Source organism: Sagittula sp. NFXS13 (assembly GCF_040148795.1).
Lineage (GTDB): Bacteria > Pseudomonadota > Alphaproteobacteria > Rhodobacterales > Rhodobacteraceae > Sagittula > Sagittula marina.
The window spans coordinates 499,911-525,309 of the sequence record NZ_JAGEMH010000002.1; the positions used below are offsets into that span (position 1 = coordinate 499,911).

At 60.9% G+C, this 25,399-nt stretch carries 24 protein-coding genes and 1 riboswitch; of the genes, 16 read left to right on the forward strand and 8 right to left on the reverse strand.

Annotated features, from left to right (window positions below):
- Positions 1-52: 52 nt before the first annotated feature.
- The 4 genes from rnhB to J4E08_RS06790 all read left to right on the forward strand — a co-directional run bounded on the left by rnhB (position 53) and on the right by J4E08_RS06790 (position 5,028).
- The gene (gene rnhB / locus J4E08_RS06775; RefSeq protein WP_349537828.1) at positions 53-652 is read left to right on the forward strand and encodes a ribonuclease HII; all 600 of its coding nucleotides are present in this window, start codon (positions 53-55) and stop codon (positions 650-652) included.
- A gap of 113 nt (positions 653-765) precedes the next feature.
- A complete protein-coding gene (locus J4E08_RS06780) occupies positions 766-1,866 on the forward strand; it encodes a site-specific DNA-methyltransferase (RefSeq protein ID WP_349537829.1) in 1,101 nt (366 codons plus the stop codon).
- Positions 1,867-2,079: 213 nt separating this feature from the next.
- A complete protein-coding gene (locus J4E08_RS06785; RefSeq protein WP_349537830.1) occupies positions 2,080-2,970 on the forward strand; it encodes a DMT family transporter in 891 nt (296 codons plus the stop codon).
- A 93-nt stretch (positions 2,971-3,063) separates the two neighbouring features.
- Complete coding sequence (locus J4E08_RS06790; RefSeq protein WP_349537831.1) at positions 3,064-5,028, forward strand: methyl-accepting chemotaxis protein; 1,965 nt, start codon at positions 3,064-3,066, stop codon at positions 5,026-5,028.
- Here J4E08_RS06790 and aroC read toward each other — a convergent pair whose 3' ends face one another.
- Positions 5,029-6,132 (reverse strand): chorismate synthase, encoded by a 1,104-nt coding sequence (aroC, locus tag J4E08_RS06795; protein WP_349537832.1) that lies wholly within the window; start codon positions 6,130-6,132, stop codon positions 5,029-5,031.
- A gap of 91 nt (positions 6,133-6,223) precedes the next feature.
- Positions 6,224-6,334, forward strand: a riboswitch (TPP riboswitch).
- 35 nt (positions 6,335-6,369) lie between these two features.
- Here aroC and thiB point away from each other — a divergent pair.
- The 3 genes from thiB to J4E08_RS06810 are packed head-to-tail and all read left to right on the forward strand — an operon-like array spanning position 6,370 to position 9,525.
- Positions 6,370-7,347: a thiamine ABC transporter substrate binding subunit gene (gene thiB / locus J4E08_RS06800; RefSeq protein WP_349537833.1), complete on the forward strand. Its 978-nt coding sequence runs from the start codon at positions 6,370-6,372 to the stop codon at positions 7,345-7,347.
- On the forward strand, positions 7,323-8,834 hold the full coding sequence (locus tag J4E08_RS06805; protein ID WP_349537834.1) for a thiamine/thiamine pyrophosphate ABC transporter permease ThiP: 1,512 nt from the start codon (positions 7,323-7,325) through the stop codon (positions 8,832-8,834). Before thiB ends, J4E08_RS06805 begins: the two co-directional genes overlap by 25 nt.
- Positions 8,821-9,525 (forward strand): thiamine ABC transporter ATP-binding protein, encoded by a 705-nt coding sequence (locus J4E08_RS06810; RefSeq protein ID WP_349537835.1) that lies wholly within the window; start codon positions 8,821-8,823, stop codon positions 9,523-9,525. The genes J4E08_RS06805 and J4E08_RS06810 overlap by 14 nt, the downstream gene beginning before the upstream one ends.
- Before the next feature lie 84 nt (positions 9,526-9,609).
- Here J4E08_RS06810 and J4E08_RS06815 read toward each other — a convergent pair whose 3' ends face one another.
- From J4E08_RS06815 to petA, 3 genes are read right to left on the reverse strand one after another with little or no spacing between them, the layout of a single operon-like run.
- A complete protein-coding gene (locus tag J4E08_RS06815) occupies positions 9,610-10,449 on the reverse strand; it encodes a cytochrome c1 (protein ID WP_349537836.1) in 840 nt (279 codons plus the stop codon).
- A gap of 19 nt (positions 10,450-10,468) precedes the next feature.
- Positions 10,469-11,806, reverse strand: a complete 1,338-nt coding sequence (petB, locus tag J4E08_RS06820; protein ID WP_183962789.1) for a cytochrome b — start codon at positions 11,804-11,806, stop codon at positions 10,469-10,471.
- Positions 11,807-11,818: 12 nt separating this feature from the next.
- Positions 11,819-12,409: a ubiquinol-cytochrome c reductase iron-sulfur subunit gene (petA, locus tag J4E08_RS06825; RefSeq protein ID WP_183962790.1), complete on the reverse strand. Its 591-nt coding sequence runs from the start codon at positions 12,407-12,409 to the stop codon at positions 11,819-11,821.
- Positions 12,410-12,643: 234 nt separating this feature from the next.
- Here petA and J4E08_RS06830 point away from each other — a divergent pair, with 234 nt between their 5' ends.
- Entirely contained in the window at positions 12,644-13,297 is a 654-nt protein-coding gene (locus tag J4E08_RS06830; RefSeq protein ID WP_183962791.1) for an outer membrane protein, read from the forward strand.
- Between the two features lie 35 nt (positions 13,298-13,332).
- Here the strand turns inward: J4E08_RS06830 and J4E08_RS06835 are convergent, their stop codons facing one another.
- The 3 genes from J4E08_RS06835 to J4E08_RS06845 all read right to left on the reverse strand — a co-directional run bounded on the left by J4E08_RS06835 (position 13,333) and on the right by J4E08_RS06845 (position 15,841).
- The gene (locus tag J4E08_RS06835) at positions 13,333-13,935 is read right to left on the reverse strand and encodes a glutathione S-transferase (protein ID WP_349537837.1); all 603 of its coding nucleotides are present in this window, start codon (positions 13,933-13,935) and stop codon (positions 13,333-13,335) included.
- Positions 13,936-14,017: 82 nt separating this feature from the next.
- Positions 14,018-14,944 carry a tyrosine recombinase XerC gene (locus J4E08_RS06840; RefSeq protein ID WP_183962794.1) on the reverse strand — a complete coding sequence of 309 codons (927 nt, stop codon included), beginning with the start codon at positions 14,942-14,944 and terminating at the stop codon, positions 14,018-14,020.
- Positions 14,945-15,133: 189 nt separating this feature from the next.
- Positions 15,134-15,841: a DUF484 family protein gene (locus J4E08_RS06845; protein ID WP_183962795.1), complete on the reverse strand. Its 708-nt coding sequence runs from the start codon at positions 15,839-15,841 to the stop codon at positions 15,134-15,136.
- A gap of 204 nt (positions 15,842-16,045) precedes the next feature.
- On the opposite strand from J4E08_RS06845, the gene J4E08_RS06850 reads away from it, so the two are divergent.
- Both J4E08_RS06850 and J4E08_RS06855 read left to right on the forward strand, forming a co-directional pair.
- A complete protein-coding gene (locus J4E08_RS06850) occupies positions 16,046-16,363 on the forward strand; it encodes an antibiotic biosynthesis monooxygenase family protein (protein WP_349537838.1) in 318 nt (105 codons plus the stop codon).
- Between the two features lie 48 nt (positions 16,364-16,411).
- Positions 16,412-16,912, forward strand: coding sequence for a PASTA domain-containing protein (locus tag J4E08_RS06855; RefSeq protein WP_349537839.1), 501 nt, complete (start codon positions 16,412-16,414; stop codon positions 16,910-16,912).
- A 173-nt stretch (positions 16,913-17,085) separates the two neighbouring features.
- On the opposite strand, the gene J4E08_RS06860 is transcribed toward J4E08_RS06855, so the two are convergent.
- Positions 17,086-17,775: a response regulator transcription factor gene (locus J4E08_RS06860; protein ID WP_349537840.1), complete on the reverse strand. Its 690-nt coding sequence runs from the start codon at positions 17,773-17,775 to the stop codon at positions 17,086-17,088.
- Positions 17,776-18,133: 358 nt separating this feature from the next.
- Between J4E08_RS06860 and J4E08_RS06865 the strand changes: the two genes are divergently transcribed.
- From J4E08_RS06865 to cydX, 6 genes are all read left to right on the forward strand, one after another.
- Complete coding sequence (locus J4E08_RS06865) at positions 18,134-18,685, forward strand: hemerythrin domain-containing protein (protein ID WP_349537841.1); 552 nt, start codon at positions 18,134-18,136, stop codon at positions 18,683-18,685.
- Between the two features lie 112 nt (positions 18,686-18,797).
- Positions 18,798-20,393: a thiol reductant ABC exporter subunit CydD gene (gene cydD / locus J4E08_RS06870; protein ID WP_349537842.1), complete on the forward strand. Its 1,596-nt coding sequence runs from the start codon at positions 18,798-18,800 to the stop codon at positions 20,391-20,393.
- Positions 20,390-22,024 carry an amino acid ABC transporter ATP-binding/permease protein gene (locus J4E08_RS06875; protein WP_349537843.1) on the forward strand — a complete coding sequence of 545 codons (1,635 nt, stop codon included), beginning with the start codon at positions 20,390-20,392 and terminating at the stop codon, positions 22,022-22,024. Before cydD ends, J4E08_RS06875 begins: the two co-directional genes overlap by 4 nt.
- Before the next feature lie 106 nt (positions 22,025-22,130).
- The gene (locus J4E08_RS06880; RefSeq protein WP_349537844.1) at positions 22,131-23,750 is read left to right on the forward strand and encodes a cytochrome ubiquinol oxidase subunit I; all 1,620 of its coding nucleotides are present in this window, start codon (positions 22,131-22,133) and stop codon (positions 23,748-23,750) included.
- Positions 23,751-23,756: 6 nt separating this feature from the next.
- On the forward strand, positions 23,757-24,920 hold the full coding sequence (gene cydB / locus J4E08_RS06885) for a cytochrome d ubiquinol oxidase subunit II (protein ID WP_349537845.1): 1,164 nt from the start codon (positions 23,757-23,759) through the stop codon (positions 24,918-24,920).
- Between the two features lie 14 nt (positions 24,921-24,934).
- Positions 24,935-25,069, forward strand: a complete 135-nt coding sequence (gene cydX / locus J4E08_RS06890) for a cytochrome bd-I oxidase subunit CydX (RefSeq protein ID WP_183962806.1) — start codon at positions 24,935-24,937, stop codon at positions 25,067-25,069.
- Positions 25,070-25,399 lie beyond the last annotated feature (330 nt).

Genomic DNA, 25,399 nt, shown 5'->3' on the forward strand with positions numbered 1-25,399 from the left:
TTGCCCCTCCGTGGCGGTTGTCGGCAAACAGAGAATCGGTGTTAACCCCTCTATGGATATGATGTTTGAAGAGCGCCTGTGGGCCCAAGGCATGCGCCATGTGGCTGGTGTGGATGAAGTCGGTCGCGGCCCGCTGGCAGGCCCCGTTGTGGCCGCAGCAGTGATACTGAACCGCGACTCGGTCCCGGAGGGGCTGAACGATTCAAAAAAACTATCAATCAAGCGGCGTGAATTTCTTGCGCCGCTGTTGTGGCAGTCGGCCCGCGTCTCGATCGGCATGGCCACGGTCGAAGAGATAGATGCCATCAATATCCTGCAAGCGAGCTTGCTCGCCATGCAACGTGCAGTTGACGGGCTTTCGGTTCAGCCGGATCACGTTCTCGTCGACGGAAATCGGATTCCTGATGGTTTCCCGTGTGGGGCGACGGCTGTCGTGGGCGGGGATGGTAAATCACCTTCCATCGCGGCGGCTTCAATTGTGGCAAAAATCTGGCGAGATAATGTCATGAAGGAGGCCGCGACACAGTGGCCAGGATATGGTTGGGAAACAAACGCAGGCTATCCCACAAAGTGTCACAAATCTGCCCTCCGAAATCTTGGGGTCACCCCTCTCCATAGACGTTCGTTCAAGCCGATACGCGATATCTTGTGACAAGATGAATTAGCAACCCTTTGTTAAACTAAAATAATTGACCATGAATCCTTTTCGAATCAGATTTAGAGCCAACGAACGAGCGTGAAAACACGCCGGGACAGAGGCAGAGTATGACGACGATGACACGTGCGAAGAGCGCTCCAGCGCTCCCGATCAATACAATTATGTCTGGCGACTGCATCGAGATGATGAACAGTTTGCCGGAATGCTCGGTGGATTTGATCTTTGCCGATCCGCCCTACAACCTTCAGTTGAGGGGTGATCTTCATCGGCCTGATAACTCCAAGGTCGACGCGGTTGATGACCATTGGGACCAGTTCAACAGTTTTGCCGCCTACGACAGCTTTACCCGAGACTGGCTGAAAGCGGCGCGCCGGTTGCTCAAGCCCGACGGGGCGATCTGGGTGATCGGCAGCTATCATAATATTTTCCGGGTTGGGGCTGCGCTACAGGACGCCGGCTATTGGATCCTGAACGATGTGGTCTGGCGCAAGTCGAACCCCATGCCGAATTTTCGCGGCAAGCGGTTCACGAACGCGCATGAGACGATGATCTGGGCGTCGAAAGCCGAGGGCGCAAAATACACCTTCAACTATGAGGCGCTGAAAGCTCTGAATGAAGGTGTGCAGATGCGCTCCGATTGGGTTCTGCCGATCTGCAACGGCGGCGAGCGCCTGAAGGATGATAACGGCGACAAGGCCCACCCGACGCAAAAGCCCCAGTCCCTGTTGCACCGCGTTATCGTCGGTTCGACCAATCCCGGCGACGTCGTGCTTGACCCCTTCTTTGGCACCGGAACCACCGGCGCTGTGGCCAAGATGTTGGGCCGTGATTTCATTGGCATCGAGCGCGAGGACGCCTATCGCAAGGTTGCCGAAAAGCGCATCGCCGACATTCGCCCCTACGACAATTCCGCCTTGCAGGTCAGCACATCCAAGCGTGCCGAACCGCGTGTGCCCTTTGGTCAGCTGGTCGAGCGTGGCATGCTGCGCCCCGGCGAGATGTTGATGAATGCACGCGGCCAGATGGCCAAGGTTCGCGCCGACGGCACGCTGGTGGGCGATGGCATCACCGGCTCCATTCACCAGGTGGGGGCCAAGCTTGAAGGTGCGCCCTCTTGCAACGGCTGGACGTATTGGCACTTCAAGCGCGAGGGCAAGGTTGTGCCTATCGACGTGCTGCGCCAACAGATCCGCGCCGACATGCAGTGACCAGAGTCCTGTCGGGCCACCGACCGCGTCTGGATCCATCCTACAGTTACACCAATTAAGAACACCGCCGGTGCCCTGAGCCATGTGCTGCGCTCGGGCACCACACCTGACCCCGTCTGCCCTCGTGCAGACGGGGCTTTTTTGGTCATGGGGTCATGAGAAAACAGATGGCCAGTGCTTCCCTTGATTGTCTTGGAGGCCTAAACACCTGGCATGGATATAAGATCAATTTTGATGGGCCTGGCCTTCGCTGTGATGTGGTCCTCGGCCTTCACCTCGGCGCGGATCATCGTGGCAGAGGCGCCACCGCTCAGCGCGCTGGCGCTGCGTTTCCTGATCTCCGGGGTTTTGGCTGTGGGGATTGCGTTGGCGCTGGGGCAAAGCTGGCGGCTGACGCGGACACAGTGGCGCGCGACGATCATATTTGGCGTGTGTCAGAACGCTTTGTATCTGGGTCTGAATTTCGTTGCCATGCAAACGATTGAGGCCTCCCTGGCCGCCATCGTTGCCTCGACCATGCCGCTGGTTGTGGCGCTGGTGGGGTGGGCCGTCTTCAAGGAAAAACTCGTGGTGCAAGCGGCGGTGGGCCTGTTGGCGGGCCTTGGTGGCGTTGTGTTGATCATGGGCGCGCGTTTCGGCGGCGGGATGGATGTGTATGGGGTGGCGCTGTGCGTTGGCGGTGTTTTGGCGCTTTCGATCGCGACCTTGTCGCTGCGCGGGGCGACCTCGGGTGGGAATTTCATGATGGTGGTCGGCCTGCAAATGCTGGTGGGCTCTGCCGCGCTTTGGGGCCCCGCGCTGATTTTGGAAACCTGGGACGTGACCTGGACGCCACGTCTGACTGCCGCTTTTGCCTACACGACGTTGATACCGGGGCTGGCCGCAACCTTTGTCTGGGTGCGTCTCGTGGACCGGATCGGAGCCGTGCGTGGTGCGACATTCCATTTTCTAAACCCGTTCTTCGGCGTCGCCATCGCGGCCGTTTTGCTTGGCGAGGAACTGAGGGTGCTCGATATGGTGGGCGTGGCCGTGATCGCAGCGGGCATTCTAATGGTGCAACTTGCGCGTTTGCCCGCGACAGTGGAAACCTCCGCCAAAAGGTAAAGTGTGCCAAATTCGATGAAGTTTTTGCGGCGTTTCTAGATGTTCTTTACCAACGGTCGCTAGTGTCCTCGCTGAACAACGCTGAGGCAAGACATGAGCAAGTTCTCGATCCGAATTCAGGTGCTATTTTTTGCGTGCACATTCATTTTGTGCCTCGTGACAGTATCGGCCTTATCTTGGACGACCAACGAAAGCACGGCACGTGTCTTTCGCGAGTATGAACAGTTTGTAAAACAGTTCGAGAGCCTCAACGCGGTAAAGGAAGACGTTGAGCAAGGGATCGGTGATCTGCTGTCCTTTGCTGCTGGGCGGGACGAGGCGCACGGGTCGCTTATGGGCAACCTTGCAGAGATTTCGACTGAGCTCGAAGTTGCTTACTCGCTGCTTCCTGAAGGATCGGAGGTTCGGACCTCAGTTCTGGATCTAAAAGCCTTTAGCGATGATCTTGCGGCGCGTTCTCAAACGCTCGAAGGGCTCATGCTGTTTGATCGCAAAGTGATAGTGGACAGAGAATATCTGCCAGACTTCGCCATATTAAGGGATGGGGTAAACGCACTTCAGGAGATCAAGCAGGCCGAGTTCAGCGCAATCTCACAGGCTGCCAGGCGCCAGATCGCGGATGGTGAAACTTTGCTTCTGGTCTCTAACGGCGTGGTAATTTTGCTGGCTTTTGGTTTGGCGTTTGTATTTGGCAGTCTTTTGTCACGACCGATCCGGCAGGCGGCCCAAACGGTCCAGACGCTGGGAGACGGCGACTACAGCCAGCCGCCAAGTGGCACGACACGCGGTGATGAAATCGGTTCTATGGCGCGCGGGTTGGAAACGCTACGTGCTAAACTTAGCGTGGGCGCCGAGGCGGAGCAGGCCGCTGCGGATGAGAACACCCGTCGGATTGAATTGTTCCAAACTTTGGGGTCTGCCATGAGCCAGCTTCGCAAAGGCACGCTGGATGCGCGCATAGACAGTGAAAGCTGGACGGGTCTTGGGCCTAGCTACGTCCAGTTGAGCAGCGATTTCAACGAGTTGGCCGGCGCACTGGAGCATCTTGTCGAGTCGCTACGCACCAGCACGGAAACCGTGCAGTCAAACGCTGCCGAACTCTCTGGCATGTCCGATGAGATGGCCCGCCGGGCCGAGACACAGGCCGCAACGCTGGAACAGTCGGCTGCGGCTCTGGATATGCTCGCGGTCGGCGTGAAAACCGCTTCTGCTCGTGCCCAAGAGGCCGACGTCAAGGTCGTGGACGGGCGGAGGCAAGCGGAGCAAGGCGGCGAAGTTATGACACGCGCGCTTGAAGCGATGAGCTCGATTGCCAAGTCTTCCGAGCAGATCAGTCAGATCATTGGCGTTATTGACGACATCGCCTTTCAAACCAATTTGCTGGCTCTCAACGCTGGGGTCGAAGCTGCGCGGGCCGGTGAATCAGGCAAGGGCTTCTCTGTTGTGGCCTCCGAGGTCCGCGGGCTTGCGCAGCGAGCCTCGGAATCTGCGAACCAGATCAAATCTTTGGTCTTGAACAGCGTGGCGCAAGTGGAAGATGGCGAAAAGCTGGTGCAGAAGACCAGCGAAACCTTGACTGCAATCGTGGCAAACGTGACCGAAGTGTCGGAGATGGTTTCAGGCATCGCAACGCTTTCCAAAGAACAAGCGGGCGGCGTCGAAGAAATCAACTTGGGCATCGCAGAACTGGACAAGGTCACGCAGCAGAATGCCGCAATGGTTGGCGAAACCAGCACCGCAAGCCAGCAGTTGACGGTCGAGGCGACGCGGCTTGCCGATGTGCTCACGCAATTCACCGGAGGGGCGCAAATTGTCCGCCTGGATCCATCCCAAGTGCACGGCGTCCCGGAATTATTTGGCGACTTCGAGAAAACCGTGCCTGCCACCGCGCCACCAAAGCCGGCGGCCAAACCCTCGGCACCGGCTGCAAAAAATGATGACGGATGGGACACTTCACCGGCCCCGGCTAAAGCGTCGCCTGACCCGGCGGGCGCAAAAAGGGCCGTAAACGCGCCCGCGCCAGTAGGGCAAGGGGGCGGAGAGTGGGCTGATTTTTGATCAGCCGATCGTGCCGCCCGCGTCCCCGACCTGACCACGGTGCAGCAAGAGGTGATCCAGAAGAACGCAGGCCATCATGGCTTCGCCCACTGGGACAGCACGAATACCGACACAGGGATCGTGGCGACCTTTGGTAATTATTTCGGTGGCCTGGCCTGTCTTGGTAATCGTCTGCCGAGGCCGCAGAATCGAGGAAGTCGGCTTTACCGCAAAGCGTACAACTACATCCTGTCCGGTGGAAATACCGCCAAGAACGCCCCCCGCATGGTTCGATGAGTACACCGGCTGGCCATCATTCCCGAGGAAAATTTCGTCAGCGTTATCTTCGCCCGTTAACTCTGCTGCAGCCATGCCTTCGCCAATCTCAACGCCTTTGACCGCGTTGATCGACATCATCGCTGCTGCGAGGTCCGTGTCGAGCTTGCCATATATTGGCGCGCCGAGGCCCGCTGGTACGCCGCGTGCGACCACTTCGACAACAGCGCCAACTGAGTTGCCTGACTTGCGCAGGTCATCAAGGTAGCCGGCCCAAACTTCGGCGGAGACTGCATCCGGCGTCCAGAATGGGTTCTCTGAAATCTCGTCCCAGTCGAACCGGTTTCGGTCGATTTTGTGAGGCCCGATTTGGGTCATGTACCCAGTAATCTCGACCCCAGGCATCAAGGTGTTCAAGGCTGCCCGAGCGATCCCTCCAGCAGCGACCCGTGCGGCGGTTTCCCGTGCCGAAGACCGACCGCCGCCGCGATAATCCCTGACGCCATATTTCTGAAAATAGGTGATATCGGCGTGACCTGGGCGGAACTTCTCCGCGATATCGCCGTAATCCTTGGACCTTTGATCTGTATTCTCAATCATCAGCTGAACCGACGTGCCGGTGGTCTGGCCTTCAAAGACGCCCGAGAGGATTTTCACGGCGTCCGGCTCTCGCCGTTGCGTGGTGTATTTGTTCTGGCCCGGCTTGCGCTTGTCCAACCAATTTTGAAGCATCGCCTCGTCGACATTGATCCCCGGCGGCACGCCATCGACGGTCGCGCCAAGCGCGGGACCGTGGCTTTCGCCCCAAGTTGTGACGCGGAACAAGTGGCCGAAGGTGTTGAGGCTCATGGTCAGTCTCCTTTGCGCCGTGGTCTAGGGCACGGGCTTGCGCCGCTCAAGTGGTTTCGCCTTGCGCCCTGCGGGGTGTGGCCATAGCTTGTGCCCTACCTCGGGGTGGCGGAACAGGATCCGTCTGAGATTTGCGCAATCGCATCAACCCGTTGAACCTGAACCGGTTAACACCGGCGGAGGGAAGGTATCGGGACACCCGGATCTTGCCCTTTCGCCGCAGATTTGGAGATGTCCATGAAGACCTTCACATTTGCAGCGGGACTTTTGCTGGCCACCAGTGCGGTGGCGCAGGAAAACGTACTGACTGTTTACGCTCCTGACTATTTTACCTCCGAATGGGGGCCGGGTCCAAAAATCGAAGAGCTGTTCGAGGCGCAATGTGAGTGTGACCTACAGTTCAAACCCGGCGAATTGCTGCCGCGCCTGCTGCTGGAAGGTGATCGCACCGAGGCTGATGTGGTCATCGGTCTGAACACTGACGTGACCAAGAAGGCGCGCGAAAGCGGGCTGTTCGCGGAGCACGGCGTCGATCTCTCCAGCTTGACGTTGCCGATTGACTGGACCGATGCCACATTCTTGCCGTTTAACTATGGGCACACTGCTTTCGTCTACGACACGACGAAGATGGAAGCGCCAGCGTCCTTCGATGCCTTGCTGAATGCCGACGACGACCTGAGGTTGGTGATCCAAGATCCGCGCACTTCGGTTTCCGGTCTTGCGCTGGTCCTGTGGGTACAGGCAGTTTACGGTGACCAAGCGCAAGCCGCGTGGGCGAAGCTCGCCCCGAAAATCGTCACAGTGACAAAGGGTTGGTCTGAAAGCTACGGGATGTTCACGGACGGCGAGGCCGATATGGTCCTCTCCTATACGACCTCACCCGCCTATCACATCATCGCCGAAGGGGATGAGACCAAGAAGGCGGCTATTTTCCCCGAAGGTCACTATTTCATGGTAGAACTCGCGGCAAAAGTTGCCGGAACGGACCAGCCGGAACTGGCGCAGGACTTCATGGATTTCATCCTTGGCGAGGATTTCCAGTCGATGATTGCCACGGGCAACTGGTCGATCCCGGCGGCGCTTGATCAAAGTGCTTGGCCCGAGGGTTTCCAAAAGCTCGACCTGCCGGAAAGCGTGTTGTTTTACAACGAAACCGAGGCAGCGGCCCTGCGGGATGAGGCTATCGAAGCATGGCGCGCAGCCCTTTCGCAATAACCGCCGCGCTGACTTTGGCGGCGTTGACGCTGGGGCCCGTCGCCGTGGTTTTGATCCGGGCGGGGGGCCTGTCAGCGCTTGCGCCCGGTGATTGGCTGGCGCTGCGGTTTACAGTCTGGCAGGCCCTCCTGTCAGCTGTATTCAGCGTGGCTTTGGCCGTTCCGGTGGCGCGCGCGCTGGTGCGTCAACGCTTTCCCGGTCGTGCCGCGTTGGTAACCCTGATGGGCGCTCCATTCATTTTGCCAGTGATCGTCGCCGTCATGGGATTGATCGCCGTGTTTGGCCGTGCCGGGCTGGTGAACGACGTCCTTGGGGGGCTCGGTCTTCCGCTTGTGGACATTTACGGGCTTCACGGGGTTCTGCTGGCTCACGTCTTTTTCAACCTTCCTTTGGCAGTGCGCATGCTGCTCACCGGGTGGCAAGCGGTTCCTGGGGAGCGGTTGCGTCTTGCGACATCGCTGGGCCTGAGCCGCGCAGCCTTGTGGCGGGTGATTGACGGGCCGGTGATCCTGCGCGTTGCGCCGGGCGCGCTTGTGGTCATTTTTGTGATTTGCCTGACGAGTTTTGCCGTGGCTTTGACATTGGGCGGAGGGCCAAGGGCAACCACCGTTGAACTGGCGATTTACCAAGCCATGCGGTTCGACTTTGATCTTGGCCGAGCTGCCACGCTGGGTCTGATCCAATTGGCGCTTGGGCTCGGCGCGGGAATACTGGCGTTGAAAGTGACGCAGACAGATGGGTTTGGTCTGGGCCGTGACCGTGCGTTGGTTCGTCGCGATGGTGCGGGATGGCGGCGTTGGACGGATGGAATGTGGATTGCGCTCGCGGGCTTGTTTTTGCTCGTGCCGCTTGGCGCTGTGGTCCTGAGAGGCCTGCAAGGACTGATGTTGCTACGCGTGGACACTATCGTTGCCGCGGGGCATTCGGTGGCGGTGGCCGGCGCGTCGACGGTTTTATGCATGATCTGGGCCGTGGCGCTGGCCAACCGGCGAGGGGAACTGCTTGCCTTGGCCGCGATCACTGTGTCGCCTCTCGTGTTGGGCACCGGTCTTTTCCTGATGCTGAGACCCTTCGTCAATCCGTTCACCATGGCGCTGCCGGTGACAGCATTGGTCAATGCGTTGATGGGCCTGCCCTTTGCGCTTCGGATCATCACGCCACAGGCAGAGGCGTTGAAGACGGATTACGGGCGGCTGCGGGCCTCTCTGGGGTTGACCGGCTGGGCGTGGCTGCGTCTGATTTGGGTGCCGCGCTTGCGCCGCCCGCTTGGGTTTGCCGCTGGTCTGGTCGCCGCGCTTGCGATGGGGGACCTTGGCGTGATTGCCCTGTTCGCTGACCCGGATCGGGCGACACTGCCGTTGCAGGTCTATCGGTTGATGGGATCGTATCAGATGGAAGCCGCCGCCGGTGCGGCTTTGCTGCTGCTGGCGTTGTCACTCGGAGCGTTTGTGGTGTTGGACAGGGGAGGCCGGCTTGCTGAGGCTTGAGGAGTTGCGCATTGATATGGGGGGCGGAACACTGGATGCGGACCTGTCCATCGCACCGGGACGGCGCGTGGCCGTTCTGGGTCCATCCGGCGCTGGAAAGTCGACGCTGCTCGACGTGATCGCCGGATTCCGAACACCGATCTCCGGGCGTTTGGCTTGGGGGGACCGCGATTTGACACAGGTGCCGCCGCAGGCACGTCCGGTGTCGATCCTGTTTCAGGACAGCAATCTTTTCCCACATCTGGATCTGGCGCGAAATCTAGGATTGGCGTTGCGGCCCGACGGGCGCAAGCCCGGAGCCGAAGAGATGCCGCGGATCGAAGGAGCCTTGGCACGGGTGGGGCTGGAGGGGCTCGCGCGGCGTAAGCCTGGCACCTTGTCGGGCGGTCAGCAAAGTCGCGCGGCACTGGCACGTGTCTTGTTGATGGCACGGCCCGTGCTGTTGCTGGACGAACCCTTCGCCGCACTGGGGCCGGGGTTGAAGCGGGACATGCTGACGGTCGTGCGGGAGGTGGCAGAGACCCTCGGCGCGCTTACCATCATGGTGACGCATGACCCGAATGATGCCCGTGCCTTTGCGCAAGATGTTGTGCTGGTATCCGATGGCTTGGTGCATCCGCCGGTGCCAGTCGAGCCGTTTTTTTCGATCCCGTCCAAGGCGTTCCGCGAATACCTTGGGGAGCCGGGATAGGCGCTGGTCCACACATCACAGTCGGCACACCAAAAAGCCCCGCCGAATTGGCGGGGCTTTGTCGTTGTCGTTATGCGAAGGCAATCAGCCCTTGCGTTTGATCGGAGCCCAGATGCGCTTGTTCACGAGGTACAGCAGAACGGACATGAGGAGCAGGAAGAACACACCGATGAAGCCTGCTTCCTTACGCTGCATCATCTTCGGTTCGGCCGTCCACATCAGGAAAGCTGCGACGTCTTCCACTTCGCTTTCCAGCGAGTTGGAATGGCCGTCGTCGAATTCCACATCTTCGCCCCACAAGGGCTGCCCCATGCCGATCCACGATCCCGGAACAGTGTGGTGACCCTCTTCATTGAGGCAGGAGGGCGGATAACCACCTGCGGTGAAGACGGTGTTGTAGCTCCCCGGGAAATCTTCAGGAGCGCATTCAGGTGCTTCTTCGTAGCCGTGCAGCAGGGACGCGATGTATTCGGCGCCGCCCATACCCTTGAAGAACTGGTTGATGCCAAGGCCGTAGGGGCCATGGAAGCCAGCGCGCTTCTTTGCCATCAACGACAGGTCCGGTGCGTTGGCCGAGGTTACCGCAGGGAACTGGTCCGTGGGAAGGGCCGTGCGGAAATCGCCGTCGCCGTCGTTCAGCTCCGGATCCCAGACTTCGAATTGCGAAGCATAGGCGAAGACTTCGTCTTCGTTGTAGCCAAGCGCCGACAAGTCGCGGATCGGAACATATTGCAGACCGTGGCAGGCAGAGCAGACCTCGGTGTAGATCTTCAGGCCACGTTGCAGTTGCATTTGGTCGTAGCTGCCGAAGGGTCCTTCGAAGGAGAAGGAGTAGTCCTCGACGTGTGCCTCACCACCGGCGGCATATGCGCCGGTGGACAGGCCGATGGCCGTAAGGGCCGCGAGGCTGAGTTTCTTGAACATCTCTTGCGATCCTTGTTGCTTATTCCGCCGGGGTGGTGCCAGCGGCGTGGGTCTTCGGCGGGTAGTGCGCGTCGAAGTCCTCTTCGATGGTGGCGGGACGCGGCAGCGGCTTCTCGAACACACCCAGCAGAGGCAGGATGACCAAGAAATACGCGAACCAATAGGCGGATGCGATCAGCGAGAAGGAGGCGTAGGGCTCCTCTGCGGGCATCGCCCCCAGCCACATCAGGGCCATGAAGTCGATGCACAGCAGGCCGAACCACCACTTGAACATCGGGCGATATTTGCCCGAACGCACGCGGGATGTGTCCAGCCAAGGCGCCAGAGCCATGACCAGGATCGCGCCAAACATCGCCAGAACGCCGAAGAACTTCGCGTCGATGATGCCGCCCGTGATGAACGAGGCGATCTGCACAACCCACACTTCGGAGGTGAAGGCCCGCAGGATCGCGTAGAACGGCAGGAAGTACCATTCAGGCACGATGTGCGCCGGGGTCGAAAGCGGGTTTGCCTCGATGTAGTTGTCCGGGTGGCCCAGGTAGTTCGGCATGAAACCGACGATGGCAAAGAAGATCGCCAGGATCAGCACCAGCGCGAACAGGTCCTTGATCACGTAGTAGGGCCAGAACGGAACGGTGTCTTTCTCTGCTTCGGCTTTGGAGCCGCGGCGCACTTCGACACCGGTCGGGTTATTGTTGCCCGTGGTGTGGAAGGCCCAGATGTGCACGGCAACGAGCGCCGCAATCACGAAGGGCAGCAGGTAGTGCAGCGAGAAGAAGCGGTTCAGCGTGGCATTGTCCACGGCAGGTCCGCCCAGCAGCCATGTCTGGATCGACTCACCGATGCCCGGGATCGCGCCGAACAGGCCGGTGATCACGGTCGCACCCCAGAAGGACATCTGACCCCAGGGCAGAACGTAGCCCATGAAGGCGGTGCCCATCATGCACAGGTAGATCAGCATGCCGATGATCCATGTGATCTCGCGCGGGGCTTTGTACGACCCGTAATACAGACCACGGAAGATGTGCAGGTAAACCGCGACAAAGAACAGCGATGCGCCGTTCATGTGCAGGTAGCGGATGAAGTGACCGCCGTTCACGTTGCGCATGATGTGTTCGATCGAGGCAAAGGCCAGATCCACATGCGGTGTGTAGTGCATCACCAGGACGATGCCGGTGATGATCTGCAGGGCAAGGCAGAAGGTCAGGACAATGCCCCAGATCCACATCCAGTTGAGGTTCTTGGGGGTGGGGATCATGATCGTGTCATAGAGCAGGCCTACGATGGGCAGGCGCGAATGCGTCCACTTTTCGATGCCTGTCTTTGGCTCGTAATGATCGTGCGGGATTCCAGCCATGTGATGCGCTCCTTAACCCAGCAGGATGGTGGTGCCATCGACCCATGAGGTCGGCGGGATGTGCAGGTTTTGCGGGGCCGGACCTTTGCGGATGCGGCCAGCCATGTCGTAGTGCGACCCGTGGCAGGGGCAGAACCAGCCGCCAAAATCGCCAGAATCACCCAGCGGCACGCAGCCGAGGTGAGTGCAGACGCCCATCTGGACCAGCCAGGTCTCGGCGGGTTCATCGGACCCTTCCGGGCTCGGCATTGTGCGGTTTGCGTCAACGGCCAGCGCCGACGGATCGAGGTTGTCGTTCCGTGCCAGCGGATCCACAAGGTCGCCCATGGCTTCCTCGTCCTGAAGCTTGGCCTTCTCGACCTCTTCCGCGGTGCGGTGGCGGATGAACACCGGCTTGCCCAGCCATTTGACTGTCAACTGGGTGCCCGGAGCCACGCCGGACACATCCACACGAATGGTGGACATGGCCCGTACGTCGGCAGAGGGGTTCATCTGGTTGACCAGCGGCCAGACCGCAGCGCCCGTGGTGACGGCCCCGGCGCCGGCTGCGGCGTAGTAGAGGAAGTCCCTGCGGGTGGCATCATGATCGTCAGCGTGTGACACGATTTTCGCTCCCTAGTTCGGGGCCCGAGGAAGCGCCCTCCGGCCAAGATACGTCAAAACGCACGGGCGAGTCCTTGCCGACTCTCCCGCGCGATTTCAGTGGCGTATCTACCCGTCACCTTTGGTGTGGTAAAGTCAACAAAAGGCACACTTTGATAGTCGTGCGGATGTGTCGCGGTTGAAACGCACTTGATGCAAAGCTACTTGGCACCCAACGAGAACGGAGTTTGTCGAATGAAGCGTGTGATTCTGGGTGCGAGCCTTGCCGTCGCGATGGCCGCACCCGTTGCGGCAGAGACAGAATTGTCTATCTATACTGGTTGGCAGACCCTGCCGCACAGCCGGATTTCGGGCGAGCTGCCGAATGGCGGTGGGTCTTATGACGAGCTGGTTGGCTGGAAGGGGAAATCCTTTCAAATGCCGCCTTATTATGGCGCGCGCGCCATGTGGTGGCAGCCAAGCGGCTTGGGCTTTGGCGTGGAATACACCCATACGAAGGCCTACGCGCCCGATGACACCAAGGATGATCTGGGCTTCTCACGGTTGGAATTCACGGACGGGCACAACGTTCTGACTGCCAATGTCGCGAAGCGGTGGGATCAGCAGTGGGGCAACGTGACGCCGTATGTCGGTGGCGGTCTCGGCATTGCGTTTCCGCATGTGGATGCAAAGCATGACTCCGGGTCGCGCACCTATGGGTTTCAGGTCACGGGTCCCGCCGTGCGTCTGACAGCCGGGGCCAGTCTGCCGATCAATGACCGCTACTCTGTCTTCGGGGAATATCAGTTCACGTATTCCACGAACGAAGGCGACTTCGACGATGGCGGCAGCTTCGACACCGACATCAAGACCAATGCTCTGAACGTTGGTGTATCGCTGAGTTTCTGAACAATTGCGCCGCCCCGACGGGCGGCGCTTGGCGACTACCCGGGCTTGGTGGAGAGCATCGACTCGCGCTGCCCGAACTTCTCGAACCACGCGCTTAGCCCCTCGCGACCCGTGCGCCAGCTGCGCACGTCGTGGCGGAAGTCGAGATAACCCAAGCCACAGCCCACGGCGATCTGCCCCATGTCGAGCGGCCCGTTGAGGTGGCTCATCCACCGGGTTTCCAAGGCATCAAGCGCACGGCTCACCTTGGCCCACTGTCCTTCGATCCAGTCCATCGACACGTGTTCTTTCGGTCGAAAGCGTTCCTCGTAAACGATGGCCACCGCAGCATCCGTCAGCCCGTCGGCCGTCGCCTCCAGTGTGAGCGTGTCCCAAATACGTTTTTCCGGGTACAACCCGGCCTCTGCACGCGCATCCAGAAAGCGGCAAATCACCCGGCTGTCATAAAGTGTCGGTCCGTTTTCGCGGATCAGCGCCGGGATCTTGCCCACTGGGTTGGCCGACGCCAGCTCTGCATCGGTCGCGATCGGAGACGTTGCAACGTTAACGCGTTCAACATCGTCAAGCTGGCCAGTCTCGATCAGGGTAACCATCACCTTGCGCACAAAGGGCGAAGCGGGGGAGTGCATCAGTTTCATGGCAGTGCCTTTGGGATGTTTAATTTTGTGCAGCGTGTCAGAGGTTGGGGCCGCCCTCAAGGGTGGTCAACTGTGCCAAGCGCTAACCCGCCTTGGGGTGACAGGCCTCGTAGACCTGCATCAGATGCACTTGGTCGACGGCGGTATAAGACTGCGTTGTCGACAGGGAGGCATGGCCCAACAGTTCCTGAATCGCCCGCAAATCACCGCCGGCCTGCAACAGATGCGTGGCAAAGCTGTGCCGCATGGCATGGGGCGTCGCCGTGGCTGGCAGGCCCAGCTGCATCCGCGCGCGCTCTGTCACCTTGGCGATGTGACGCCCGTTCAGCGTGCCACCGCGTGCGCCGCGAAATACCGCTTCATCCGGCGACATCGAGTAAGGGCAGAGCGTCAGATAGCTTTCGACGGCGCGTCGTGCGATGGGCAGCACCGGCACCAAACGCTCCTTCTTGCCCTTGCCGAGAATGCGCAGACTGTCCGTCAACGGCAGGTCGCGCCCTTTCAGCCCCAGAGCCTCTGAAATCCGCAGGCCACAGCCGTACAGCAGCGTCGTCACGGCTGCATCCCGCGCGCCTTGCCAGCTGTCCTGCGTTTGCAGTTCAACGGTATCGATCATGGCGCGGGCGGCGTCTTCGGTCAGGGGGCGCGGCAGCTTCTTTTGAAATTTCGGAGAGCGTGTCGCAAGAACTGCGGTGGGCTCGAAGCCTTCACGTTCCGCCAGCCAACGGTAGAAGGTTTTCACCGCCGACAACTTGCGCGCCATGGACCGGGGCGCGATGTCCTGCCCACGTAAGTGAGCCATCCACGCCCGCATGTCAGAGGTCGTCACCCGTGCCAATGGCGCCAGCCCTTGCGGTTCCGCATGATGCGCGGTCAAAAACGAGATGAAGTCCATCACATCGGCGCGGTAGGCCGTCACGGTGTTGTCTGACCTGTCCTTGAGCGCGCGGGTGTGGTCGAGCCATGTGGCCAGCGCGTGACGGGCAGCTTGCGAAATGTCGAGCGTCATCGGATCATCCTTCGCGCGGCTGCGCGGTCAACTTCCCCCGATGGTGACGTTTCAGGCTGGCAGCGCCTGTTCTTTGGCTTGTGGCACCGGATGTTTCTGAGCGGTCAGATCCCGGAGCCGAGAGGCGCGGGCGTCACATTTCGTGCGGAAACATGACAATGCCCGGGAGTGAAAGGTGTTGGTCCGCAGTCAGCTTAGCCATCTGCGCATACCACGTTCAAAGACACCCGCAAAGAACGCCAAGAGGTCGGTGCCCTGCTGCGGCGTGAACTGGTGCGGGTCTTCGGCGCCCATGACGAGCAGGCCGGGCAGGCGTCCGGGCCCGAAATCGAGCTTCAGGCAAGCCTCAGAGCGGATCCATTCGGCGCGCGTGCCGTAGACGCGCCCGTCGCCGTGGCTGATCTGACGCAATGTCACGGGACGGATCGGAGCCTCGCGGTCGCCGGCGATAAAGGTCTCCACAAACCCAGGTTCTGCCACCGACAGGACGTCGCCCAAACGGCGGATCACCGGCTCGCTGTCGTTTTGCTGCGATTCCAGCACCAGTTTGATCACGTCCACACGCAGGATCTGGGCCACTTCGCCGCCAAGATCCTTTAGAAAGGGTTCGAAATCCAACGGGTCGAGCATCCGTAGAATGGCGCGGTGAATCTGGTTGGTCCCGGCAAGGTTCTCATAGGCAGCCGCGATGACGGAGCGATGGGTGTCCTCCAGCCGGTCGAGCCGTGCTTCGAGCCGTTCCATGGCGATGCCGCGCAGGTCGACGATGTTGCCGCCCATGGCGCGTTCGTTCGCCGCGATCAGAGCGTGCATCAGGTCCTTGTCGTCGAGGATCATATCCGGACGCGAAATGATGGTTTCGCGGAGGGACTCCTCGATTCGGGCGGTGCTGGTCATGTGCTGTCCTGTCTCTGGCCCGTTTTGGGACCGGTCGCTGCTCTGACACGTTTGCCGCGCCTGTTGTCGTGAATTGCAGATTTTTTGCCGCATCGCGGGTCAGGGTGTCAAGGAATTCCAAGCGCCAATTCGTCATCCTATTGTGAGCGGGGCGCTTTGGGCACGGCAGATTTTGTGCAAAGTTGGATCAGAGGAGGGCCCGATATGCCAAATATCACCATCAGTTCCGACCTTCAGACCGTTGTCACCACCTTCGAGACCAGTCCCGGCAATTGTCAGGACTTGCTGGAGGCGTTGGAGGACGCCTACGGCAAATTCATATCGAAACAGCCGGGCTTCGTCTCGGCAGCGCTGCACGTGAACGACGCGCAGACGCGGATCGCCAACTACAGCCAATGGCGACGGCGAGAGGATTTCCTCGCCATGCTGCGCGCCCCCGAAATGCGCGCCACCAACCGAACGTTCAACAGCCTCTGCCGGTCGTTTGAGCCTGTCTTGTATGAAGTGGCAGCGGTGTTTTGACCGGAGATCAAATCCTTGATCCCCGCATCTGTGTGACTAAGGTCGGATGTGAAAAACACTGAAAAAGAGTCTGGCATGTTGAAGCGACTATTTTGGGCTTTTGTGGGGGCTGCTTTCTTCGCGGTGACCAGCGTTGCCGCAGAAGATGGAAGCACTGCGGTAGATGATAGCAAGCGACTGCCATTCTACATGCCAGAGCTGCGCGGCGTCACCATGGAAGATGCGCAGGAGATCCTCAGCGGAAGTGAACAGAAAATCGCCATTGTCGGGTTTGTCTACAGTGTTTACGGCAAGGGGCTGGTTGCCGAACAATCCCCGCCGCCCGGCCATGTTTTCACGCAACCCCACGAGGTCATGATCCAGCTGAAAAGATCAAAGGGTATCGCACCGGGGTACGCGATTGTGCCAGACGTCGAGGGTATGTTGGCCCACGACGCGGAAACAACGCTGCGTAAGAAAGGGTTTTCACCCCGGCAGGACCAGGATCCGCCCCAGTATTCGTATGAACGGTCCGGCGCGGAATGTGACTACAATCGCCGCTATGTCTAAGTGACTTCAACCACGCCCCCGTCTGGGAGCATGGTCAAGCTGCAAAGTGTTGTTTTGCTGTCTTTGCGGGCGGAGACGATCATCCCCAGCCCTGATTGCAGGCCTCACGTCCGCGGCCCCGGCGACACCGGATTGGGTGTGCCGGTGGCTATAGACTGAGACGCTTTGCCGGTTTACGCAGCCTCTGCTGCCACAGCGTCGGAGGCCGAAAAGCGGAAACCAGCGCCGCGCACGGTCTCGATGTCCACGGCCCCGGACGACGCCTGCAAGCATGACCGCAGGTTGCAGATGTAGACGTCGAAGACGCGGGCATCTGGCTCATTCTCCAACCCGTAGATGTGGGACAAAAGCTCGGCACGGGTGATAAGCTGGCCCGGGCGCAACGTGATGTATTCCAGCAGTTCATACAGCTTCGGAGAGAGCTTCAGCGGGCAGCCCATGAGGTAGGCTTTTCGGGTCAGCAGGTCGACGCGCAGCGGACCATGTTGGATTTGCGGCACAGACAAACCCAGGGAGCGTCGTGCCACCGCCTGCAGGGTGACCACCGCCTCTTCCGGCGGGCGGGTGGCGTCGATTACGCAGTCTGCGCCGGCCTCCAGCCACGCGGTGATCTGCTCTGCCCGTGGTTTATCTGCGACCAGGGCGATGGGCATGTCGTTTGACTGTCGGCGCAGCGTGGCCAGGGAAAGCGCCGCCGTTCCCACCTGATCGGCGGCAAGGATCAAAAGATCAGCCTCGCCATGTTTCATGAAATGAGCGATGTCTTCGATCCGGTCGGTGCGCGTCATAAGCGTGCCGTTCGCGGCGAGCTCGGCGGCCAGAGTCATCATGGTCCAGTTGGTTTCGGCGATCAGATAACGCATTTGCTCGTCCTCACATTGAGTAGGGTCGGTTCGTCGGGACGTGTCGACCCCGCCGGTGCAACCCCGGTCCGGGGCCACACACATGGCGGTCGGAGGGGCACGGAAGCGATGTTCTAACCGATGTGCCCGAGGAGGTGCTGCGTTCTGCAACCTGTCTTAATGGTCTAAGTTCAGATTGCGCGCGGAATGTGACGTGCTTTGGGCGAAGCCACGGCAAAGCCCCCATTAACCGCTCTCCAAAGGACAGCTGCGCTATGCTTTCGTGCAAGAAGCACCTGCGCGCACAGATGTGCACCCCGACACGGGGGCTGTGCACGGGTGGCGTTGACTTGGCCCCCGCAGCGCTACAACGAAACGTATGGACAAACTTTATGATCTGACCGAGCGAGACGGCCTTCCAGAATCGCTGCGGGTACTGCTGGAGACCTTCCCACGTGAAGAGTGGGAGTCGCATCCGAATTTCGCGGGGCTTGTGGCCTTTTGGCTGGATCGGCACGAGATGTTCCGCAAACTCTGCGCTGTCATGGGCACAGACGCGGAGGCTGTGATGGACAAGAAGATGGACCCGCGCGCCATGCAGCAAAGACTGAGCCAATATGGCGGGGCGCTGTTGCAGCAACTGCACGGGCATCACCAGATCGAAGATGCGCATTACTTCCCGGTGCTGCGAAAGCGTGAGAAAACCCTGGATCGCGGGTTCGACATTCTGGACCGCGACCACCACGCGATGGACGGCCTGATGACCCGCTTTGCCGATGGCGCAAATGGCGTCCTGCAAGGCAACCTCGAGACGGGCCGCTTTCGTCAAGAGCTGACCAGCTTCGAGAGTCTGCTGATGCGCCATCTGGCCGATGAAGAGGACCTGATCGTGCCGGTGATCCTGAAGCATGGTCCGGACGGAATGCACTGAAGCATCTGTGATTGCGCGGCACCGGGTGGGGCGCTTGGACGCGGAGCTTTGGGTTTTCCTCGCCGTCATGGGGCCGTAGCGTTGCGCCAAAGCCATGGCCGGGGCAGAGCGCGTGACACAGAGACAACAGGATACCAACAGAGCAGGTCTGATCGGTGCGGCCCTTTCCTTGGCGGCGGCGTTGATCTGGCCGTTTCAGGCGTGGCTGGTGGCCGCTTTGCTCGGGCGCCTGTTGTCGGGAGAGGCCGCTTTGGTTTGGCCAACGGTCGCCGGTTTCGTGGCCTTGGGGCTGGTGCGCGCCGCGTTGGAGGCTGGATCTCACGCTGCCTTGGCGCGCCATGCTGACACCGTTTTGGCGAGCCTCCGTAAAGAAGTCGTGGGGGGCGAGCGCCGTACATTGGACGCCTCGTCCATCGGCGGCCCCGGAGCGCTCTCCGCCCTGGTCTCGGAAAAAGCAGAGGCGCTTCGTCCCTATCTGATGCGCTATCGTCCAGCCCGCTTGCGCGCGACAGTGGTGCCTTTGATGATCCTCGTTCTGGCATTCTGGAACGCATGGGCGGTGGGTGTGGTCTTGCTGTTGGCTGGCCCGCTGATCCCGCTTTTCATGGCGCTGGTCGGCTGGGCGGCCAAGGATGCCAGCGCCCGCCAGATGGACGAAATCGGCTCTCTGGGGGATTTGCTGGTGGACCGGTTGGCCGCGCTGGCCGACCTCCGGCTGATTGGCGCGGGGGAGACCGTGACGGACGACTTCGCCGAAGCCTCTGAACGGTTGCGCGGCAAGACAATGGCCGTGCTGCGCGTCGCTTTTCTATCTTCCACCGTGCTGGAGCTTTTCGCCGCGCTGGGCGTCGCCATGGTCGCCGTCTGGACCGGCTTTTCCTTGCTGGAGCAGGTGCAATGGGGCGGAGACGTTACCCCGACCACCGGCATCTGGCTGCTGTTGCTGGCACCGGAGTTCTTTCAGCCGCTGCGCGACCTCGCCAGCGCGTGGCATGACAAGGCCGCTGCCGACGCAGTGCAGGAAGAGCTGCAAAACTGGCGTGGTCAGGAACGGGCTGCCATGCCGGGTCACGGACAGGGCGGTGTCGCCATCACGGGCGTCCTGGTGCTGAATAACATTTCGCTGCATCGCGGGGACCGGAAGATCCATTTGCCCGATCTTGAGATCAGGCCGGGCACGCGCATCGCCCTGACCGGGCCGAGTGGGGCGGGCAAGACGACACTGCTGCGATTGCTCGCCGGATTGGAACGACCGGAGACCGGGGAGCTTACGCTGGATGGTCAGCCCTTGGCGGATCGGCTGGACGATTGGCGCGCGGGGCTCGGCTGGATGCCGCAAGCGCCGCATTTTCTCGCCCGCTCGCTGCGCTACAACGTGGGCTTCGGCGCGCCGCTCGGCGGGGAGGTTGCGCAAGCAGCGCTGGGCCCCGTGGTGCAAGGTCTGCCCAAAGGTGAGCTGACACCCCTTGGCGAACGCGGCGCGGGCCTGTCTGGCGGCGAGGCGCGGCGCGTGACTTTGGCGCGCGCATTGCACGGGACGCCACAGGTTTTGCTGGCGGACGAACCCACCGCCGATCTGGATGATGACACGGCAGAGGCCGTCACGCGCGGTCTGTTGTCCCACAAGGGAACGCTGATTGTCGCAACCCACGATCTGCGGTTGGCGGCACAGATGGACCGCGTGATTGACCTCGGAGATACGCAATGAACGCTCTGTGGCAGATTGTGACGCTGATCCTGCGCGGCCAGTCCAAGGCGCTGCTGCGCGGGTTTGCCCTCTCGGTGACGGTGCTGGCCATGGGCGCGGCCCTGTTGGGCCTGTCGGGATGGTTCATCACGGCGGCCTCTGTGGCAGGGCTGGCCGGGACGGGCGCACTGTTCAATGTGTTTGTTCCATCCTCAATGGTGCGCTTCCTTGCCATGGGGCGCACGGCGGCCCGATACGGCGAGCGTGTGCTCACCCATGATGCGACGCTGCGGGCGCTCTCTGACCTGCGGGTCTCCTTGCTGCGGGGTTTGTTGGCGCAACCGTGGCGCGCCCTGGAAAGACTGCGCGCCAATGCCGTGCTGAACAGGGTGACGGCAGAAGTGGATGCGCTGGACGGTGTGCTGTTGCGCTTGGTGCTGCCGGGTGCGGCGGGTGTGCTTGTGGTGACGGGGGCAGGGGGCGTTCTGGCGTGGCTTGTGCACCCTTGGGTCGGACTGTGGGTCGCCGGGATGTGGTTGCTCTGTCCGACGCTGATCTTTGTTCTTGGGCAACGTCTGGCACGTAAGCCCGCCCGGCGGCAGGAGGCTGCGCTTCAGGCCGCCCGGTCCCGCATGGTGGACATGGTCGCCGCGCGCGAAGACCTTGCAGTCTATGGTCAGTTGTCGACGGCACAACGCCGTGTGGACGACGCCTTTCGGCGGGAGGCCACGGCCAGACGCGCACTTGACGCGGTGGAGCGGCGCATGGGCTTCGGCCTCGACATGATCGGCACGCTTGTGGTCGGCGGAGCGCTGGCCATCGGCGCGACGCTGGCAGAGGCCGGCACGCTCAGCGCATCACAGGTGGCGCTGGGCGCTTTGGCGGCGCTCGCTTTGGGCGAGGCGGTCGCACCCGTGCGCCGCGCGCTGGCCGAGGTCGGGCGCATGACACAGGCGGCGCGGCGCGTTGCTCCGTCGCTGACAACGGTCCGGGCGGTGCCTTCCGCTGTCGCGCCCGAAGGGGTGCTGATGTTGGATGCCGTGACCTCGGGCCGCTTTGCGCCTGTCACAGTCCGTGTCGCGCCGGGTGAAACCGTGGCCCTCACCGGGCCAAGTGGACGCGGCAAATCGACCTTGCTTTATATGGCCGCGGGCGTCCTGGTCCCGGCGGAGGGACGGGTCTCGCTGGGCAGCCAAGCCCCGGACGCCGAAGTCATATGGCGGCAATCCGTCGTCATGGTGCCGCAACGCCACGCGCTGATCGCAGGCACCGTGCGCGATAACCTTGCGATGGCCGGACCGTCGCCCGACGAGGCGATGCAGGCTGCGCTCGACTCCGTTGCGCTCTATGACGTCATCGCGGCCAAGGGGGGGCTGGACGCGCGCCTCGGGTTTCGGGGCGCGGGCCTGTCGGGCGGAGAGGCCCGGCGGCTTGTGCTTGCCCGCGCGTTGCTCGCGCAGCCGCGCGTGTTGCTGCTCGATGAGCCGACAGAAGGGCTCGACCGAGAGACGGCGCGCCATGTCATGGCGGGGTTGCGTGCCGCGCTGCCTGATGCTGCTTTCCTCATCGCAGCGCATCGGGCAGAGGATATCGCACAGGCGGACTGCGTCATCGGGTTGCAGGGACGGGCTGCCACAGGGTTAAAATCCTGAATCTAAGATATGGGAATTGATGCACGTCAAAGTGACATGCGACAAATAGAATATAACAGTCCGGAGCCTCGCTGATGGGGCATGGATGATTGAAGGGAGCCACGCCATGGAAATCGGCTTGGTCGAGCTGTCACGCCTGCAATTTGGTATGACCGCCTTGTATCACTTTCTCTTCGTACCGCTGACACTGGGTTTGTCGATCCTCGTCGCGATCATGGAGACCGTCTACGTCATGACGAACCGCCCGATCTGGCGGCAGATGACGAAATTCTGGGGCACGCTGTTCGGCATCAACTTTGTGCTGGGCGTCGCCACGGGCATCACGATGGAATTCCAGTTTGGCATGAACTGGTCCTACTATTCGCATTACGTCGGGGACATCTTCGGCGCGCCGCTGGCGATGGAAGGGCTGATGGCCTTTTTCATGGAGGCAACATTCGTCGGGCTGTTTTTCTTTGGCTGGGACAAGCTGTCGAAGGTCGGCCACCTTGTCATTACGTGGCTGGTCGCCATCGGATCGAACTTCTCCGCGCTGTGGATTCTGATCGCGAACGGCTGGATGGCCAATCCGGTGGGCGCTGAATTCAACCCCGAGACCATGCGTATGGAAATGACCTCCTTCTTCGAGGTGGTCTTTAACGAAGTGGCGCAGGCCAAGTTCGTACACACTGTGTCGGCGGGCTATGTCACCGCGTCCCTGTTCGTGCTGGGGGTGTCGGCCTTTTATCTGTTGAAAGGGCGACACACCGATCTCGCGCGCCGGTCGATTGCCGTGGCTTCTGCCTTCGGTCTTGCCTCCGCGCTGTCGGTGGTCGTTCTTGGTGATGAATCCGGCTACTCGGCCTCTCAGACGCAAAAGATGAAGCTCGCCAGCATCGAGGCGATGTGGGAAACCGAAGCCGCGCCTGCCTCGTTTACATTGGTCGGCTTGCCCAACATGGAGGACCGCGAGACCCACTACGCGATTCATATCCCATGGGTCATGGGACTGATCGGTACACGCAGCTTTGATACTGAAATCGCGGGCATTAACGAACTTGTGGCCGAAAACGAGGGCCGCGTGCGCATGGGGATCATTGCCTATGACGCGTTGATGGAGATCCGCGAGGCGCGGGCCGCCGGCGAAGAGATCCCGAGCCAGGCCAAATTCCGCTTCGAGCAGAATTCGGATGATCTGGGCTATGCCTTCTTGTTGAAGCGCTACGTCGAAGACCCGCGTGACGCCACCGAGGCGCAGATCGCACAGGCCGCAGATGATACGATCCCCTATGTCCCGACCTTGTTCTGGGCATTCCGGATCATGGTGGGCCTTGGCATGAGCTTCATCCTCATCACGGCCTATTTCTTCTGGCGGACGTCGTTCAGGCGCATGACCTACCCTAAGTGGTCTCTCTATGCCGCCGTGGGTTTCATCCCATTGCCGTGGATCGCGGCAGAGATGGGCTGGCTCGTGGCCGAGGTGGGCCGCCAGCCGTGGACCGTGGACGGGATGCTGCCGACGGCACTGTCGGCTTCGTATCTGACCGTCGGCGACCTGCTGTTCACGCTGTTTGGGTTTGCCCTGTTCTATACGGTCCTCTTTGTCATCGAGGTCAAGCTGATGATCAAATACATCAAGATCGGCCCAACGCAGGATGTGGATACCACAATCGCGTGGCAGGAGCGTCACGTGGGGCGTCTGTCCACCCGGCGCAATCAAAGCCCCCTCGCGGAACCGGCGGAGTAACATACCATGATCATGCACGAACTTATCAACTACGAGACTCTGCGCGTTCTATGGTGGGGCCTGCTTGGGGTGCTGCTGATCGCCTTCGCCCTGACCGACGGTTTCGACATGGGGGTCGGCGCGCTGCTGCCTTTCGTGGCAAAAACGGATTTGGAACGGCGCGTCGTCATCAACACGGTCGGCCCGGTGTGGGAGGGCAACCAAGTCTGGTTCATCCTCGGCGGCGGGGCAATATTTGCCGCGTGGCCGCCACTTTATGCGGTCGCGTTCAGCGGTCTGTATCTTGCCATGTTCATGATCCTCGCGGCGCTGATCGTACGCCCTGTGGCGTTCAAATACCGCTCCAAACGCGAAGATCCCAAATGGCGCACGCGTTGGGACTGGGCGCTGTTTGCGGGCGGCGCGGTGCCGGCACTGTTGTTCGGGGTGGCCGTTGGCAATGTGCTGCTCGGCGTGCCGTTTCGTCTGACGCAGGATCTGCTGTCCATATATGAGGGCGGCATGATCATGAAACTGGTGGGGCTGCTGCGCCCCTTCGCACTGCTGGCGGGCGTGGTGTCGTTTTCCATGCTGCTGATGCACGGCGCCGCGTGGTTGACGCTGAAAACCGAAGGTCGGGTGCAGCAACGCGCCCGTTCCATCGGCGTAAAGGCCGGGATGATCGCCGCCGCAGGTTATGCGCTGGCGGGGCTTTGGCTGGCGGTGGGGGTCGATGGTTATTCCTTTGTGAACGAAGTCGCCCTCGACGGTCCCTCCAATCCGCTGTTCAATGAAGTGGCACGCGAGGGGTCTTGGCTGTCGGCCTATGCAGAGCGTCCGTGGATCGCAATCGCACCGATCATGGGCTTCGTCGGAATCGCGCTGGCGGTTCTGGGGCTTAAGGCGGGGCGCGAGGTTTCCACCCTGCTGTGGTCCAAGATGGGCATTCTGGGCATCGTGTCCTCGGTTGGACTGACAATGTTTCCTTTTATCTTGCCGTCCAGCATCGACCCGACGTCCTCCCTGACTGTCTGGGATGCGTCTTCATCGCATTTGACACTGTTCGTCATGCTGATCTGCACAGCGATCTTCCTGCCATTGATCCTGATGTACACAGCTTGGGTGTACAGGGTGCTCTGGGGCAAGGTCACCGAAGACGACGTGAACGAAAACGCTGAAACCCTGTACTGAAAAGGACCTGACACATGTGGTATTTCGCTTGGATTCTCGGGCTGGCTTTGGCGGCGGCCTTTGCGGTGCTGAACGCGATGTGGCTGGAGCTGCGCGAGGACGCGCGGATTGCCGAAGACGCGGACCGTGAGAATGGTCTCGTCGACTGACGCAATTCGGGGCAGCGTGGGGGGCTCGTAAGCGCAATCGGGCCCCTCAGAAACGCAGGCGTGATAATCTTCGGCAACCCGCTCAAGGCGCGGCACACTGCCAAGCCCTCGTGGGTGACATTGCAGAAATCATAGACGCGCAATCGGAGCGCGTTCACGACCTTGGTGCGCTGCATCTAGAATTGCGGGCGCCTCCGAAATGCACTGTGCGCGCCGGTTGTTCCGACGAGTCCGGCTTTGCGAACCGCAGGGGCAGCGCGGCCTTAGGCGATTGCCCAGCTTCTGCCGCTTGGTTCACGGCTCGACGTCGTACGGGGCGATCAGCGGGAC